Annotated in this window: 16 protein-coding genes and 1 tRNA gene; 9 read left to right on the top strand and 8 right to left on the bottom strand. The window is 71.5% G+C overall.

Translation table 11 applies throughout. The annotated features are described in order from the left end of the window. Nucleotides 1-57: 57 nt before the first annotated feature. Nucleotides 58-612: a hypothetical protein gene (locus ABH929_RS15945; RefSeq protein WP_404561887.1), complete on the top strand. Its 555-nt coding sequence runs from the start codon at nt 58-60 to the stop codon at nt 610-612. Continuing rightward, nucleotides 609-1,274, top strand: coding sequence for a 4'-phosphopantetheinyl transferase (locus ABH929_RS15950; protein ID WP_404561888.1), 666 nt, complete (start codon nt 609-611; stop codon nt 1,272-1,274). The genes ABH929_RS15945 and ABH929_RS15950 overlap by 4 nt, the downstream gene beginning before the upstream one ends. Nucleotides 1,275-1,426: 152 nt before the next feature. Here the strand turns inward: ABH929_RS15950 and ABH929_RS15955 are convergent. From ABH929_RS15955 to galU, 4 genes are all read right to left on the bottom strand, one after another. Next, nucleotides 1,427-1,502 (bottom strand) — tRNA-Ala (locus tag ABH929_RS15955). A gap of 69 nt (nt 1,503-1,571) precedes the next feature. After that, nucleotides 1,572-2,669 carry a hypothetical protein gene (locus ABH929_RS15960; RefSeq protein ID WP_404561889.1) on the bottom strand — a complete coding sequence of 366 codons (1,098 nt, stop codon included), beginning with the start codon at nt 2,667-2,669 and terminating at the stop codon, nt 1,572-1,574. 99 nt (nt 2,670-2,768) lie between these two features. Then, nucleotides 2,769-3,428: a GNAT family N-acetyltransferase gene (locus ABH929_RS15965; RefSeq protein WP_111086296.1), complete on the bottom strand. Its 660-nt coding sequence runs from the start codon at nt 3,426-3,428 to the stop codon at nt 2,769-2,771. Between the two features lie 87 nt (nt 3,429-3,515). Next, complete coding sequence (galU, locus tag ABH929_RS15970; RefSeq protein WP_111086297.1) at nt 3,516-4,406, bottom strand: UTP--glucose-1-phosphate uridylyltransferase GalU; 891 nt, start codon at nt 4,404-4,406, stop codon at nt 3,516-3,518. A 115-nt stretch (nt 4,407-4,521) separates the two neighbouring features. Between galU and ABH929_RS15975 the strand changes: the two genes are divergently transcribed. The 3 genes from ABH929_RS15975 to mscL all read left to right on the top strand — a co-directional run bounded on the left by ABH929_RS15975 (nt 4,522) and on the right by mscL (nt 5,964). After that, the gene (locus ABH929_RS15975) at nt 4,522-5,106 is read left to right on the top strand and encodes a 5-formyltetrahydrofolate cyclo-ligase (protein ID WP_123293363.1); all 585 of its coding nucleotides are present in this window, start codon (nt 4,522-4,524) and stop codon (nt 5,104-5,106) included. Between the two features lies 1 nt (nt 5,107). Beyond that, nucleotides 5,108-5,392, top strand: a complete 285-nt coding sequence (locus ABH929_RS15980; RefSeq protein ID WP_205463168.1) for an FmdB family zinc ribbon protein — start codon at nt 5,108-5,110, stop codon at nt 5,390-5,392. A gap of 71 nt (nt 5,393-5,463) precedes the next feature. Next, the gene (mscL, locus tag ABH929_RS15985) at nt 5,464-5,964 is read left to right on the top strand and encodes a large conductance mechanosensitive channel protein MscL (RefSeq protein ID WP_173170839.1); all 501 of its coding nucleotides are present in this window, start codon (nt 5,464-5,466) and stop codon (nt 5,962-5,964) included. 142 nt (nt 5,965-6,106) lie between these two features. Here mscL and ABH929_RS15990 read toward each other — a convergent pair whose 3' ends face one another. After that, nucleotides 6,107-6,691 (bottom strand): CDP-alcohol phosphatidyltransferase family protein, encoded by a 585-nt coding sequence (locus ABH929_RS15990; protein ID WP_404561890.1) that lies wholly within the window; start codon nt 6,689-6,691, stop codon nt 6,107-6,109. 314 nt (nt 6,692-7,005) lie between these two features. After that, nucleotides 7,006-10,878 carry an AAA family ATPase gene (locus ABH929_RS15995; RefSeq protein ID WP_404561891.1) on the bottom strand — a complete coding sequence of 1,291 codons (3,873 nt, stop codon included), beginning with the start codon at nt 10,876-10,878 and terminating at the stop codon, nt 7,006-7,008. Nucleotides 10,879-11,041: 163 nt separating this feature from the next. Here ABH929_RS15995 and ABH929_RS16000 point away from each other — a divergent pair, with 163 nt between their 5' ends. The 4 genes from ABH929_RS16000 to ABH929_RS16015 all read left to right on the top strand — a co-directional run bounded on the left by ABH929_RS16000 (nt 11,042) and on the right by ABH929_RS16015 (nt 14,786). Further along, nucleotides 11,042-11,914, top strand: a complete 873-nt coding sequence (locus ABH929_RS16000) for an HpcH/HpaI aldolase/citrate lyase family protein (RefSeq protein ID WP_404561892.1) — start codon at nt 11,042-11,044, stop codon at nt 11,912-11,914. Between the two features lie 10 nt (nt 11,915-11,924). Continuing rightward, entirely contained in the window at nt 11,925-12,392 is a 468-nt protein-coding gene (locus tag ABH929_RS16005) for a DUF6264 family protein (RefSeq protein ID WP_111086304.1), read from the top strand. Nucleotides 12,393-12,500: 108 nt separating this feature from the next. After that, entirely contained in the window at nt 12,501-13,748 is a 1,248-nt protein-coding gene (locus tag ABH929_RS16010; protein ID WP_404561893.1) for an FAD-dependent oxidoreductase, read from the top strand. A gap of 159 nt (nt 13,749-13,907) precedes the next feature. Next, nucleotides 13,908-14,786 (top strand): aldo/keto reductase, encoded by an 879-nt coding sequence (locus ABH929_RS16015; protein ID WP_205463171.1) that lies wholly within the window; start codon nt 13,908-13,910, stop codon nt 14,784-14,786. Nucleotides 14,787-14,871: 85 nt separating this feature from the next. Here ABH929_RS16015 and ABH929_RS16020 read toward each other — a convergent pair whose 3' ends face one another. Both ABH929_RS16020 and ABH929_RS16025 read right to left on the bottom strand, forming a co-directional pair. Further along, the gene (locus tag ABH929_RS16020; protein ID WP_404561894.1) at nt 14,872-15,348 is read right to left on the bottom strand and encodes a hypothetical protein; all 477 of its coding nucleotides are present in this window, start codon (nt 15,346-15,348) and stop codon (nt 14,872-14,874) included. Further along, the gene (locus ABH929_RS16025) at nt 15,348-15,758 is read right to left on the bottom strand and encodes a hypothetical protein (RefSeq protein ID WP_263054765.1); all 411 of its coding nucleotides are present in this window, start codon (nt 15,756-15,758) and stop codon (nt 15,348-15,350) included. Before ABH929_RS16025 ends, ABH929_RS16020 begins: the two co-directional genes overlap by 1 nt. Nucleotides 15,759-15,823: the final 65 nt, after the last annotated feature.

Raw genomic sequence — 15,823 nt, forward strand, 5'->3', positions numbered from 1 at the left:
TGTTCTCGGTCGGGCCGTACACGTGGAACATCTCCAGCGCACCGCTCGCCCCGTACAGTGGGCGTCGTCACCCCGGAGGACCCGTACCCGGTGTGGCCAGGACCGGACGGGCCGCTCGTCGTGGCCCCGCTGTTCCTGCTGTACGACTCCTCGTTCCGCCCTCAGGGAGCACGTTCTGCCGCCGAGGCGCTGACGATCGCGGAGCAGGCGGGGGTCGTGTGCTCGGACGAGTTCCTCTTGCACCCCGACCCGTACCCGAGCCGTGCCGCGTGGAGTGCTGCACGCGTCGCGGCCACACGTGCGCGGCTCGACGCCCTGCCCCCGGGTAGCCGCACGGTCCTCGTGAACCACTTCCCGCTCGTGCGCGCCCCCTTGGACCGGTTGCGCTACCCGGAGTTCGCCCTGTGGTGCGGCACCGAGGAGACGGCGGACTGGCCGATCCGGTACCGCGCCGAGGCGGTCGTCTACGGGCACCTGCACATCCCCGTGACGGACCGTATCGACGGGATCCCCCACCACGAGGTGTCCCTCGGCTACCCGGAGGAATGGGGCAGCCCCGGCGCGTCGGCGCGTCGGGTCGTGCGGGTGGTCGGCTCCGGGGAGGTCGTGTGACCGGAGTCCTGCGAAGCCTCCTGCCGCGCGATGTCGAGGTCGAGGCGACGACGACGGACGAGGGCGCCGAGTCGCCGTTCGCCGAGGAGCGGGTCGTCGTGTCGCGTGCGGTCGCGGAGCGGCGGGCCGAGTTCGCGACCGTGCGCGCGTGCGCAAGGCGGGCACTCGGCCGGTTGGGAGCCCCGGTGGGCCCGATCCTCCCCGGCGCTGACCGGGCACCCCGCTGGCCCGAGGGCTTCGTCGGCAGCCTGACCCACTGCGACGGGTACCGGGCTGCAGCGGTCGCACGCGCGTCCGACGTCGTGTCGCTCGGCATCGACGCCGAACCGCACGGTCCGCTGCCGGACGGCGTCGAGGAACTGGTCGCCCTGCGGGAAGAACGCGACCGGCTGGCGTCCCTGGCTGCCGGGTCTCCCGACGTCGCGTGGGGTCGGGTGCTCTTCAGCGCCAAGGAGAGCGTCTTCAAGGCGTGGTCCCCGCTGACCGGTCGGTGGCTGGACTTCTCGGAGTGCGAACTCGTGATCCAGCCGACGGGCACGTTCGACGCGTCGTTCCTCGTCCCCGGGCCGATCGTCCGCGGCCGGCGCGTCGACGGGTTCGGAGGCCGCTGGGCCGTGCAGGACGGACTCGTCGTCACCGCGGTCTGCCTGACCGACGGGTGAACGCGGACAACGGGTGAACGCGGACAGCGGATGAGTCCGGACAGCAGATGGCTCCGGGCGGCAGGCGACCCCGGGACAACGTGTGCCGCCAGGCGAGCAGCCCCGGAAACGACAACGGCCCCGGGAGACCCGGGGCCGTTGTCTGGACCACTTGGTGGAGCTAAGGGGATTCGAACCCCTGACCTTCTCATTGCGAACGAGACGCGCTACCAACTGCGCCATAGCCCCAAGTGCTCGACCACACTAGCACCACCGTTCGGCCGAACCGAAATCGTGGCCAGTCGGGCGAGCCGCGACTCAGACCGCGCGGCGCCGCCGCATGATCGCGTCGAGGTCGGCCTGCTGGTACGCGTCGTCGTCGAGGACCCCCATGCCGGCCCACTTGCTCGGCGGGGCGGCGGGCTCGTCGGCAGAAGCGGGGGCAGGAGCAGCGGGCGCACCGGCAGGAGCAGCCGGCGCCCGCAGTCCCAGCCGCTCGGCGAGACGCCCCTGGTCATGCGCCGACAGCGACGCCGCCGCCTCTTCGAGCTCCGGACGCATCCGGGACACGGTGGCGAGCGACGGGTCGGACTCCCCTGCGCGGATCGCTGCCGCTTCCGCCTCCGCCTCCGCCTTGGCCTCGGCGACGCGCTCCTTGAGTCGCGCAGCGAGCTCGGCGGACGACTCCGGCGTGGCAGCGGGCGCTGTCGGACGCTCCACGTACAGCGGCTTCGGCACCCGGTTCGGGGTCCAGCTGCGGTCCTCCGCGGGTTCTGCGGACTGCTCGGTCGACAGCGGCGGCGCCGGGTCCGTCCACGTGCTCGCGGGCCGGGAGGCACGGGTCGCGCCCGCCTCGGCCGCCGCGACACGGGTCTTCCGTGCCGTCGCCACCTGGTGCAGCTGGGCCAGGACGGCTGCGGACCCACCCGCGGCGAGGAGCCCGGCGACACCGACGAGCCACAGGGCGGGTGCCGCGACGAAGACGACCAGCGCGACGACGACGCCGAGCGTGCCGAACAGGGTGGCTCCGAGGCGGGAGCGGCGCATGCGCATCGCGGTCAGTGCGGGCACCGACGACGCACGCTCGAGGACGGGGGCCTGCTCGGCGAGCCGGCGGGTGATCTCCCGCTGGCGTGCGGCCTCGTGAGCCCGGACGATCGCGGTGCGCTTGGCCTCTTCGGACCGGGCGACGCGCTGCGCCTCGGCCAGGGACTTCGCGTTCATCTCGACACGGACCTCGTCGGGCAGTTCGGCGGTCTGCGCCAGGATCCGCAGGGTCTGCTGCAAGCGGATCGCGTTGCGTTCGGTGGCGAGGTACTGGCGTCGGGCGGCCCACGACGGCATCAGGTAGACGAGCCACAGCACGGCCGCGACGAGCAGGACGATGCCGCCACCCCACGAGCCGATTCCTGCCATGGGGACACGGTAGGGGCGGGCGTATCCCGGTCGCGTGATTGCGGAACGCGTGTTGCGCGTGTCGCGGCGGAATCCGTGGGACGTGCCACGGGCCTCCTGTCAGAGACGCGGCGTGGTGGTGATCGGCAGGGCGGCTTCGTCGCGGGCGGCGAGCGGCACCGCGCCGAGGCCGGGTGGCACCTGCCCGCGGACCCAGCGCTCGAGGACGCCCTCGCGGACCTCCTCGGCGACGAGCGCGAAGCAGAAGTGGTCGCGCCAGTCCCCGTTGATGTGGATGTACCGGCGACGCAGCCCTTCGTACCGGAACCCGAGCTTCTCGACGACGCGCAGGGACGGGGCGTTCTCCGGCCGGATGCAGATCTCGATGCGGTGCACGCCGACGGCGCGGAAGCAGTGGTCGACGGCGAGGGCGACCGAGATCGGGGTCACGTTGTGTCCGGCGGCGTCCTCGACGACCCAGTAGCCGATCGAGGCGCTGGCCAGTGACCCGTAGGTGATGCCGGAGACGTTGAGCTGCCCGACGAACCGGCCGTCGAGCTCCATCGCGAACGGCAGTCCGAGTCCCGCGCGGGCGTTGGCCTGGAGCGCGCGGATGCTGCCGCGGACGTCGGTGGAGACGTGTCCTGAGGGGTTCGTGGCCTCCCAGGTGCGGAGCCACGAACGGTTCGACGCGAGCGCGAGGTCGAGGTCGCGCGTGTCACGGAGCCGGAGGGGCCGGATGGTGACCCGCCCGTGGGAGAGGGTCGGGATCGTCGTCATCGCTTGGTTCCTCCGGGGTCCCGCCGCTGTGCGGGACGGGGTGTCCCGCCCGGGTCCGAGTGCACGGGCACGGGCGGGATGGCCGACTCATTCGCCCGCGTTGAACTCCTTCAGCCACGACTTGAGGTCGGGGCCGAGGTCTTCGCGGTCCGAGGCGAGCTGCACGATCGCCTTGATGTAGTCGAGTTTGTCACCGGTGTCGTACCGGCGTCCACGGAACACGACGCCGTACACGCCGCCGGTCCACTCCTCGGCACTCGCCATCTTCATGAGCGCGTCGGTGAGCTGGATCTCGCCGCCCTTGCCGGGCTCCTGCTTCTCGAGGACGTCGAAGACCTCGGGGCGGATGACGTAGCGGCCGATGATCGCCAGGTTCGAGGGCGCCTCGCCCTGCGGGGGCTTCTCGACGAGCCCGGTGATCTTCACGACGTCGTCGGTGTCGGTCGGCTCGACCGTGGCGATGCCGTACAGGTGGGTCTGCGACTCGGGGACCTCGAGCAGCGCCACGATGGTGGCGTTCTTCTCGCCCTGGACCTCGATCATGCGCTTGAGCAGCGGGTCGCGGGCGTCGATGATGTCGTCACCGAGGAGCACGGCGAACGGCTCGCGGCCGACGTGCATCTTCGCGCGGAGCACCGCGTGGCCGAGGCCGAGCGGGTCACCCTGGCGCACGTAGTGCATGTCGGCGAGGTCCGTCGACTGGTTGACCTTCTGCAGCTTCTCGTGGTCACCCTTCTTCTTCAGGGTCTCCTCGAGCTCCGACACGTGGTCGAAGTGGTTCTCGAGTGCGTTCTTGTTGCGGCCCGTGATCATCAGGACGTCGGTGAGTCCTGCGTCGACAGCCTCTTCCACCACGTACTGGATGGCTGGCTTGTCGACGACGGGGAGCATCTCCTTCGGCATCGCCTTGGTCGCGGGGAGGAAGCGAGTGCCCAGCCCTGCCGCTGGGATCACCGCCTTGGAAATCTGGAAGCCCATGCCCCAGACCGTATCCGATCCGGGTTTCCGGGGCATGTCATCGCTACTGGGGACACGGCATCAGCGCGTTTCCCGGCGGGAAGCCGCAACGGATGCGCTCGGTAGACTCCTGCGCATGATCGCTGATCTCGGGAACGAGAAGCGCGCCCTGCGAGCCGAACTCCGGCAGCGGCGGCGCACCCGGACCACGACGGAACGCGACGCGGACAGCGCGGCGCTCACCGCGACCCTGCAGCGCTTCGCCGAGGAGCGCCAGGTGACCTCGCTGGCGCTCTACCTGTCGGCGTCGGACGAGCCGAACGTCCGGCCGTTCCTGAACTGGGCGTTCGCGCACGACATCCGGGTGCTCCTGCCGGTCACGCGCGAGGACGGCCTGCTCGACTGGGCGGTCGGCGACGGCGAGAGCGAGACCGAGGGCATCTTCGGCATGCCCGAGGTCGTCGGCGAGGTCCTGTCCCCGATCGCCATCAACGACGTCGACGCGATCCTCGCCCCCGCGGCCGCGGTCGGGCACGACGGCGTCCGGATGGGATGGGGTCGCGGCTACTACGACAAGACCCTCGGGTCCATGGCGAAGCGCCCGCCCGTCTATGCTGTGATCTTCGACGCGGAGTACCTCGATGAAGTCCCGCGCGAACCCCACGACGAACCCGTCGACGGCATCATCACGCCGTCGCGCATCATCACGTTCCGGAGCTGACGTGCCCACATACTCGTACCGTTGCACCGAGTGCGACAACGCGTTCGACATCAAGCAGTCGTTCTCCGACGCCACCCTGACCGAGTGCCCAGTGTGCGGCGGTGTCCTGCGCAAGGTGTTCTCCCCCGTCGGCGTGACGTTCAACGGCGGCGGCTTCTACCGCACCGACTCCCGCCCGGCGCCGAAGTCCGAGGGCTCGTCGAGCACGCCGGCCAAGTCGGAGCCGAAGTCCACTCCGGCCAAGAGCGAGTCGAAGCCGAGTACGCCGAAGCCCAGCGCCTCCTGACCGAGAGAACTCCTCGCCGATAGGTTGATGGGGTCGCCGTCCGGCGACTGTCCTCGACCGGAAGGAGTCCCGTGAAGGGCTTCAAGGAGTTCCTGCTCCGCGGCAACGTCATCGACCTGGCCGTCGCAGTCGTCATCGGTGCTGCGTTCACCGCGATCGTCACCGCGATCGTCACCAGCCTCATCAACCCCCTGATCGGTGCGGTCTTCAACGCGTCGAGCCTCGACAAGGCGCTCGTCTGGTCCATCCCGACGGTCTCCGGCGGAAGCGCGAAGATCCTGTTCGGCGCGATCATCGGCGCGGTCATCAACTTCGTGATCGTCGCCGCCGTCGTGTACTTCGCCCTCGTCGTGCCCGTCAACCACCTGAAGAAGGTGGCGTTCGAGCGCGTCAAGAACGACGAGGAGCAGACCCCGCAGGACGTGCCCCCGACGGACGTCGAGGTGCTGCTCGAGATCCGCGACCTGCTCCGCTCCCAGAACGGCGAGCCGACGAGCACGGGTTCGGGTGCGCACGTCGCTCCGAGCACCGCGCCCGAGGGCCCCGGCATCGGCGGCTCGACGAAGCTCTAGCAGGGGCATCCCCGCCGACGGCGCCGCGATCGCGCCCCTCCACGGCCTTCGCGCCCCGACTCTTCGGGGCGCGATGCCCGTTCGGGGGCGCGATCGTGCGCTACCGGCCGCAGCCGGCGTCAAGGTGCGGCAAGGGGGCGCGTCAGGCGGCGGTGACGCGGCGGCGCTTGGCGAACATCGCCATGGCGTACTGGATACCCGCCAGGACGTGCCCCACGGTGCCGAGGTAGACGAAGACCAGTGCGACGATCCGCACCCACGGCGCGTTCTCGTCGACGGCGTGCACGGCCGAGAACAGCAGCACCGGCAGGCCCACGAAGAGCAACGCGGAGCGGATCTTGCCGGTCCACGTGACGTCGAGGTCCGGGTTGCCGTGGAACAGCACGCTCGACAGCACCACGAGCACCAGGTCGACGAGCACCACGACCGCGACGACCCACCACGGCAGCAGGCCGGTGAGCACGAGCGACAGCACGATCGCGATGATGGCGAGTCGGTCGGCGACGGGGTCGATCGCCTTGCCGAGCTTCGAGCCCTGGTCGAACTTGCGTGCGATGAAGCCGTCCGCCCAGTCGCTCACGCCGATGACGACGAGTGCGACCAACGCCCAGCCGGGGTGTCCGGCGACGACGAGCCACACGAAGACCGGGATCAGCAGCAGCCGGAACAGCGAGATCAGGTTCGGCCAGGTCTGCCAGTCGGGGCGCTGCCGCACGGTGTCAGTCATCGCAGGCCAGGCTACCTGCTACCAGTGCGGCGGGACGTCCCGCCGGAGCTGCTCGTCGTTCTCGCCGTCGCGGTGTCGCGCCGGTTCCGGCGGCGGCGCCGGGTCGTAGCCCGGCACCGGCTGGGTGGTGACGCGTCTGCGGCGCCGCACCGGGCCTCCCGACAGGTCGTCCGTGTCGCGTCCGGTCGACGCCGCTGGACCGGGAGGCGCGACTGACGACGCGTCGTCGGCCCGCGTCCACGTGCCCACCAGCTGGTCCGCCTCCGGCGTCACCGGACCGGCGGGCCGGGAGGCCCGCCGACTCGGCCGAGGAGTCATCGCCGGGCGGGGATCGGGGGGATCGAGATCTCCTGCGTGGCGCCACGGTCGACGCCGAGCACGGCGGCGACGGTGTTCGCGACGCGGTCCGGGTCGGAGAACAGCTGGAACGCGTGCACGCGGACGTAGTGCCATCCGAGTCGGCGCAGGACCTCCGGGCGGAGGCGCAGTGACTCGCGCAGCGACCCCTTGACCAGCGACGCGTCGGTCTCGATCGTGACGCAGACCCCGCCGTGCGCGGCCACCAGGCCGAGCTTGCCGCGGTGCCCGAGCGCGACCGGGATGCCGCGCATCTCGAGTCGGCGGGCCAGGTCGACGAGCAGCGGGTCGGAGTCGTCCGGCACGTACTCGGCGGTGGTGCGCGCACGCACCTCGGCCAGGATCTCGGCGAGGGCGACCGTGCCGTGCCCCATGCGCTCGGCCTCGATGTCGGACGGCTGGAAGCACGTCACGATCACCATCGAGCGGCGCGCACGGGTCATCGCGACCGCGAGCAACCGCTCGCCGCCGGGCTTGCCGAGCGGACCGAAGTCGCGCAGGACACGGCCGTGCGGGGTGCGGCCGTAGCCGATGGAGAACACGACGCGGTCACGGCTCTGCGCGACCGACTGCTCGAGCGTCGCCACGATGAACGGCTCGGCGCGGTCACCGATGACGAACTCGGTCAGGTCCTTGTGGCCCTGCGCCGCGGTCAGCACGGCCTGCTCGACGCGCACGGCGTGCTTCGCCGAGGCGGTGATGACCATGAGCGACTCGCTCGGACGCGTGCGGGCGTGGTCGATGACGAGTCGGACGACGCGGTCCACCTCGGCGTCGACGCTCTCGACGGCGCCGGACTCGGGGTCCGGCACGGCCTTGCCGTCGCTGACGTAGTCGAGCGCGATCGACCCGTGCCCGAGGAACGAGCCGGCCCACGGCAGCGACTCGATCTTGCCGCCGTAGAAGCGACGGTTCACGAGTTCGGCCAGGTCCTCGCCGCCGGCGCGGTACGACCGCGAGAGCGACAGGGTCGGCAGCAGCGTGGAGAGCTTCGCCAGTGCGGAGTCGGCGTGGAAGGCGTCGAGGGTGCCCTCGTCGACCTGCAGCGCACGGTGCTCGGGGTCGACGGCGATGCGGAACGGCGACGGTGTCTGCGTGACCGGGTCACCGAAGACGACGGTCTGGCGCGCACGACGGACTGCCCCGACGGTCTCGGCGATCGTCACGGCCCCGGCGTCGACCAGGATCACGGTGTCGAACGGCATCGTGTCGGCGATCTGGGAGACCTCGTACGGGCTCGCGAGCCACACGGGAGCGATCGACCGGGACAGGTGGGGTGCGGAGTCCTGGAGCAGGCGCGAGGTGATCGCACCCTCGCGCAGCTGGGTCTTCAGCGCCGTGGCCTCTTCCGGCCAGTCGACGAGCCCGACCTTCCAGTTCTCGGCGAGCTGCCACGCCAGGCCCTGGGAGACCCCGGCCGCGTGGGCGTCGTCGACGAGGCGGAAGTCGGCCTCGACCCGGTCGAGCATGTCGGTGTTCGCGCCGAGCAGGGCCCGGTCGGACTCGAGCATCGTCTCGAGGGCGGACTGCCACCAGGCCAGTTCGAGCTCGGCCGGCACCTGCAGGTCCGGTACGTGGCGGTTCGCCAGGTCGGTGATGAGCGGCTCGAGCTGCAGGTCGCGCAGGGTCTGCATGAGCTCGGTGCGCTCCTGCAGGTTGTGCAGGACGTCGGACTCGGCCGCGAGCTCGGCGATGGTGGGGACGAGCTGGTCGACCGGGGTGTTCGCGAGCTGCCGGTCGCGCTCGGTCCGGCCGAGCGGCTCGTCGAGGCGCGCGAGGTCCTCGGCGACGTTCGAGAACAGCACCTGCACGTCCGCGATGCCCGTGGGCACCTCGGGGTTCACGCCAGCGGCGACGTAGCGCTGCCAGAGCACCCGCTGCTGCTGCACCCGGGTCAGGGCCTCGTGCAGGTCGGAGACGTGCACGCCGGGGCGGACGTACTCACGTGCGAGCTTCTTCAGGCGACGACGGTTCGTCGACGACATCGGAGCGCCCTCGCCGCGCGGGGCGGTGGCGGCGACGAGCTCGGACACCGAGCGGTCGAAGACCACCGGCAGGAAGCGGTCGAGGGTGTCACGGATCTCGGTGAGCAGGCGCAGGTAGATGCCGAGCTCGTTGATCGTCGTGAACTGGCGCATGTGCGTCGAGCTCACGAGGTCGTGTGCTCGGCGGAGCAGCGTCGGCAGCCCGTCGGAGTCGAGGTCCTTCGCGATGCGGTGCGCGCGCTGGGCGCCGTCGCTGGTGGAGAACTTCGCGCCGTACCAGGGCGAGTCGTCGGGACCGTAGCGGAACTCACCGAGGTTGGCCGCGCTGACCATCGTCTCGGCGACGCGCGAGCGCCCCTCCACCATGGACGCCACGGACTGCTTCGACAGCCGCGCGGTCGTCGACGGCGGGACCGGCAGGAGGGACAGGCGCGAGAGCTCGACCAGGCAGTCGAGCACCGAGACGCCGAAGTCGGCGTCCTTACGCGTGAGCGAACCGCGGTAGTCCTTCAGGACCTTGCGGAGCCGGACCAGGGCGTCGTCGACCTCGCGGAGGTTCGGACGTGCGGCCTTCTCGTTCCGGGCGATGGCACGGACGACGTCGCGGCGCAGGGTCGACGGCGTGACCGCGACGCCGGGCAGCTGCACCTCGCCGAAGCGGGCCGCGATGCCCCGCAGGGTCGCACGGCGCGGGCTCACCACGAGGACGCGCTTGTTCGCGGCGACCAGGCCACCCAGGGCGTTCACGATCGTCTGGGTGCCGCCGGTGCCGGGCAGGGTCTTGACGACGATGGAGTTGCCGGCCGCGATCTGCGCGATCACGTTCTCCTGCTCGTCGTCGGCGTCGAGCAGCAGGGTGTCGGTCTCCGGGCTGCGCTCGTCCGACGGGGTCTGCTCGACCGGGTGGTAGGACTGCTCGACCTGCCACTTGGCGCTCGGGTTGCCGGCCAGGGCGTCGAGCACCGGGTGGGACAGGTCGCCGGTGTCCTCGACCATGCCGGTCGCGACCTCGGCGAACGTGGAGACCACGAGCCGGGCGTGCACCGAGAAGCCGGGGATGTGCGCGGTCAGGCCGCGCAGTCGGTCGATGACGGGGTTCGGGGTGAACGAGCCGTCCTGCTGCGCGAGCGCCACGAAGGACTGCGCGTCGAGGATGACGCCGAACTGTTCGTGCAGGGCGTCGGCGAGGCCCGGGTTGAGCACGGGCTCGCCGAGGAGCCGGACCTCGAAGTCACGGCCGTGGCGGCGGATCGCCAGCGGGCGCAGGAGCACCGGGCCGCGGAACTGCTCGTCGCCGTGCTTCCAGTCGGCCATGCCGATGCCGAGCTTGACGGCGTCGATGCCGCGCACCGTGGCGAGCTCGGTGCCCTTCGCCTCGACCTGGCCGGCGGCGACTCGGGCGGCACGGAGGGCCACCTCGTCGCGGATCAGGCTGGACAGCAGGGTGGTCTTGCCGGTGATGAACTGGGCGAGGCCGCCCGGGTGCGTCGTCGACAGCTCGATGCGGGCGCGGGGGTGGTCGCTGAAGTGGGTGAGCGGGCTCGTGCCGCCGACGCCGGTGAGCTGGCCGCGCCAGCCGTCCCACGTCGGTTCCGCCGCGTTGCCCGCCTGCAGCCGGGGGTCGCCGAGGCTGATCGCCTGCGGGCTGGTCAGCTGCAGTTCCGGGCGGAGCGTACGGTCCGGTTCGTCGTCGGTCCGGTCCTCGTCCACGTCCTGCTGCTCGTCTCGGTCGTCTCGCTCGTCGCGGTGGTCTCGCTGACCGCGGTCGTCTCGCTCGTCGTCGGGGCGCTCGTGGGCACCCTCGACGGGGACGTCGTCGTTCACGTCGTCCTCACCGTCGGTCACCCTGTCCGCTCGCCACACATCCGACACTGTAGGCGGGAACGAGCGCCCTCTCTGGCAATGAACCGAGGTTTCGGGGTTTCCGGTACACGGCGTCAGGCGTCCGATCCGACGCGACAGACCTCCGATCGGCCGTCCGACGCGTCCGATGTGGTACCAACGGGGCATGGCCATCGACGACCGCACCGCCCCGTCCGCCCCCACGCCGAACCGGCGTCGATCGGTCCCCGCCGAGATCTCCCGCTCGTGGCTGCTCGTCTCCGGCACCGCGACCGACCGGTTCGAGAAGTCGCAGCGGTCCCGCGCCGACCAGATCATCCTGGACATCGAGGACGCCGTCGACCCCGCCGCCAAGCCCTCGGCACGGCAGGGCGTCGCCGCGTGGCTGGCCGGCGGCGGTGAGGCCTGGGTCCGGATCAACGACGTCACGACCGACTTCTGGGCCGACGACGTCGAAGAACTCCGTGGGCTGCCCGGGCTGCAGGGCGTGATGCTCGCCAAGACCGAGTCCCCCGCCCAGGTCACCGACACGTGGCACCGGCTCGGCGGCCAGACCCCGGTCATCGCGCTGGTCGAGTCGGCGCTCGGCATCGAGGAGTCCGTCTCGATCGCGCGGGCGCAGGGCGCGTTCCGGCTGGCGTTCGGCTCGGGCGACTACCGCCGCGACACCGGCACGAGCGCCGACACCCTGGCGATGGCGTACCCGCGGTCGAAGCTCGTCGTCGCGTCGCGCGTCGGCGACCTGCCCGGCCCGATCGACGGCCCGACGGTGGGGTCGTCGCACCCGATCCTGCGCGAGCAGTCCCAGGTCGCGGTGTCGCTCGGCCTGACCGGCAAGCTCTGCCTGGACACCGAGCAGCTGCCCGTCATCAACGAGGTCATCTCCCCCACGCCGACCGACGTCGCCTGGGCGCAGGACTTCCTCGACGACTTCGAGGCCCGCGGCAAGGTCATCCGCGACGGTTCCGACCTGCCCCGCCTGGGTCGGGCGCAGAAGATCCAGCGGCTCGCACAGGCGTTCGGCGTGGAAGCGCGGTAGGACTGCTCCCATGACCTGGTCCAACGTCCCCGGCGGTCCGCCGCAGTCCTCGCCCGGCCCCCAGGACCCGCAGCGCGCGGCCTGGGAGCGCAGCGGCACCACGTTGTTCCCGCCGGCGAAGCTCGCCGACCGGATCTCGACCGTGCTGCTGCTGGCGTTCGGCGCCGTGATGACGATCGTCACCGCCGTCGTCGGCATCATCGCGGTCATCTCGGCGACCGCGACCTGCGATGCCTCGGCCGGGTGCTCGCCCGGCGGGTACATCGGTGGCACGGCCATCGCCGTCGGCGGCGCGTTCGTGATCGGCGTCGCCACGATCGTGCTGGCGATCGGCGCGTGGATCCGCCGGAAGTCGTCGTGGTGGATCGCGGCTGTCGGCTTCGTGCTCGCGATCGCCGTGATCACGTGGGGCGGGGTCGTCTTCGCGAACGCCGCCGACGACGAGACCGCGTCGTCCTCGGTGTCCGCGAGCGCCTAGCCCCGACGCGCACCACGCTTCCGACAGGACACGAGGTGATCACCTCGTGTCCTGTCGTGTTGCGGGTGCGCGCAGTGCGCGGGTCCGACACGGCGTAGCGTCCACGGCATGGTGACGGTGTCGCGGACGACGGTCGCGGTGGTCGGTGGCGGCCCCGCCGGGGTTGTCCTCGGGCTGCTGCTCGCCCGGGCCGGCATCGACGTGCGCGTCATCGAGCAGCACGACGACTTCAACCGGGACTTCCGGGGCGACACCGTGCACGCCTCGACGATCCGGCTGCTCGACGAGCTCGGCCTCGGCGAGCGCTTCCGGGCCCTGCCGCAGTCACGGCTCGACGACTTCTCCCTGCCGATGCCCGACGGGTCACGACTGCTGCTCGGCGACTTCTCACGGCTCGATCCCCCGTACGACCACGTGGCGATGGTGCCGCAGTGGGACCTGCTCGACCTGCTCGTGACCGCTGCCCGGCAGGAACCGTCGTTCGACATCGCGATGGGCCTCGCGGCGACCGGGCTCATCGCGGAGAACGGCACCGTCACCGGGGTCCACCTCCGCCGGCGCGACGGCAGCAGCGAACCCGAGGAGCTCCGCGCCGACATCGTGATCGCCTGCGACGGACGGAACTCGGTCCTGCGCCGGGCAGCGGGGCTCGTGCCGCGGGCGTTCCCGGTGCCGTTCGACACCTGGTGGTTCCGGCTCCCCCGGCGGTCGGGCGATGCGGCGAGCGCCCTGACCCCCGCGTTCTCGGGGAAGGACGTGCTACTGAGCTTCCCGCGGCCCGACTACCACCAGGTCGCGTACTTCGCCCCGATGGGCTCGGACGCGACGCTGCGGGCCGAGGGCGTCGTTGCCTTCCGGGAGCGGGTAGCGCGGCTCCGTCCGGACTTCGCGGACCGGGTCGACGCGATCGGGTCGATGGACGACGTGCACGTGCTCGACGTCCGGATGGACCGGTTGCGGCGGTGGTGGCGGCCGGGGCTGCTGTGCATCGGCGACGCGGCGCACGCGATGTCGCCCGCGGGTGGGGTGGGGATCAACCTGGCGGTGCAGGACGCCGTGGCGACGGCGGCGATCCTGGTTCCGTCGTTGCGGCGCGGGCTCGGTGGTGCGGGGCTGGACGATGCGCTGGCCGCGGTGCAGCGTCGTCGGAGGCCACCGGCAGTGATCGTCCAGTCGGCGCAGGCAGTACTGCACCGCGTCGTGTTCGAGCGGGCCTTCGCCGGACGGCTCCAGGACGGGCCACCGCTGCTGCCCGTGCTGCTCGCCCGGTACGTGCCGCCGTCGCGGGGCCTCTACGCCCGGGGCATCGCGTTCGGGCCGCTGCCGGAGCACGCGCCCAGCTGGGCGCGGCGCTGAGCGACCGACGCAGAACGGAGTGGGTGCGGTGGACGGGACCGGACGGCAGACGGGAGGCGCGGGGCGGGGCCGCCACGGGCCTCCCGGTCGGCGGGCGGTCACCACCACTGCGCGACGCACCCTGTACGCGACCGCGCGCCCCCGGCGCATGCTGGGGCCATGAAGCAACGAGTCATCGGAGACGTGTCGGTCAGCGCCATCGGTCTGGGCGGGATGCCCATGTCGATCGAGGGGCGCCCCGACGAACGACAGTCCATCGCGACCATCCACGCCGCGCTCGAGAACGGTGTCACGCTCATCGACACCGCGGACGCGTACCACCTGGCCGCCCACGACGAGGTGGGGCACAACGAGGAGCTCATCGCCCGGGCGGTCCGCGAGTTCCACGGCGACACCGAGTCGATCCTCATCGCCACGAAGGGCGGCCACCTGCGACCGGAGGCCGGCGCCTGGGCGCAGAACGGCCACCCGGAGTACCTGAAGCAGGCGGCGAGGGCGTCGGCGAAGCGCCTCGGCGTCGAGGCGATCGGCCTGTACCAGTTCCACCGTCCGGACCCCGCCGTCCCGTACGCCGAGTCGGTCGGCGCGCTCGGCGAGCTGCTCGACGAGGGCGTCATCCGGATGGCCGGCATCTCGAACGCGGATCCCGACCAGATCCGGACAGCGAACGAGGTCCTCGACGGACGACTCGCCTCGGTGCAGAACCAGTTCTCGCCGAAGTTCCGGTCGAGCGAGCCGGAACTCGAGCTCTGCGACGAGCTCGGGATCGCGTTCCTGCCGTGGAGCCCGCTCGGCGGCATCGCGAACGCCGCCGACCTCGGCACCGCCTACGAGGACTTCGCGTACATCGCACGCGACCGCGGCGTGACCCCGCAGGTCATCGCGCTCGCGTGGGAGCTGCAGAAGAGCGACGTGGTCGTCCCGATCCCCGGGGCCTCGCGGCCGCAGTCGATCCTCGACTCGCTGACCGCACCGACCGTGAAGCTGCGGCCGGAGGACGTCGCCCGCCTGGACGCGTCGCAGCCGGCGGCCGTCTGACGCGTCCCCGGCACGACGACGCCCCGCAGTTCCGGTCGGAGCTGCGGGGCGTCGTCGTGTGGTGCGGGTGCGCTGCGACGTCGGGCTAGTTGCTCGGGCAGACCGCCGAGACCTCGTTCAGTGATGACTGCACGTCGGTCTGGGCGTCCTTCGCCTCGGCGGAGTCGCTCGAGCCGCTGGAGGTGAGCGCCGAGGCGTACTCCTTCGCGTCCTCGGTGAAGTCCTCGAAGGCGTCGTGGACGTCGTCGTTGGTGACCTTCGGCAGCGCTGCGTCGAGACGGTCGGTGAACTCGCCGACCAGCTTCGCGCGGGCCGCGGGGTCCGCCGGCGCCGAGGACGACGTCTGCTCGGCGATGAACGACCGGAGCTCGTTCTCGACCAGGGCGCACGCCTCGGTCTTGGTCTGCGCGGGAGCGGCGGCCGACGTCTTCGACGGGGCGGAGGTCTTCGACGGAGCAGACGTGTCCACCGAGTCGCCGTCGTCCGACGACCCGCCGGAGCAGCCCGCCAGCAGCGCCACGGCGACGAGCGCCGTGGTCACCGCGGTGAGGGTGCGGCGCATCAGGAGTTGCACTCCTTCTGGAAGGCGTTGCCGGCGTCCTGCACCTTGGTGCTGGACTTCGTGAGCGCCGAGACGTCGGCCGACTGCGGGTCCTTCGCGATGTCCTCGATCTGGTCGACGAGGTCGCCGTAGGCGTCCTCGAACGCCTCGCCCTTGTCCTGCAGGGCGTCGTCGGACAGGTCGTCGACGCCGTCGGAGATCTTCTCGTCGAGCTCCTTGAGCTTCGTGACGGCGGCGTCCGGGTCGGACTGCAGGTTCGCGGCCTCGGACTGCACGCCCTCGGCGGCGGTCTTGACCGTCTTCTCGAACTGGGTGCACTGGTCGGCCTTCGACGGCCCGGTCGAGCAACCGGCGAGCAGGGTGAGCGCGAGGCCGGCGGTGGCGAGCGCGATGAGCTTGTTCTTCGGCATGGTGGAGAGTCCCCCTCGATCGGTCCGCACTCCCCCGGATGAGGTGCAGATCCGTCATCGAGCGT

The organism is Curtobacterium sp. AB7 (assembly GCF_044909335.1).
Classification (GTDB): Bacteria; Actinomycetota; Actinomycetes; order Actinomycetales; family Microbacteriaceae; genus Curtobacterium.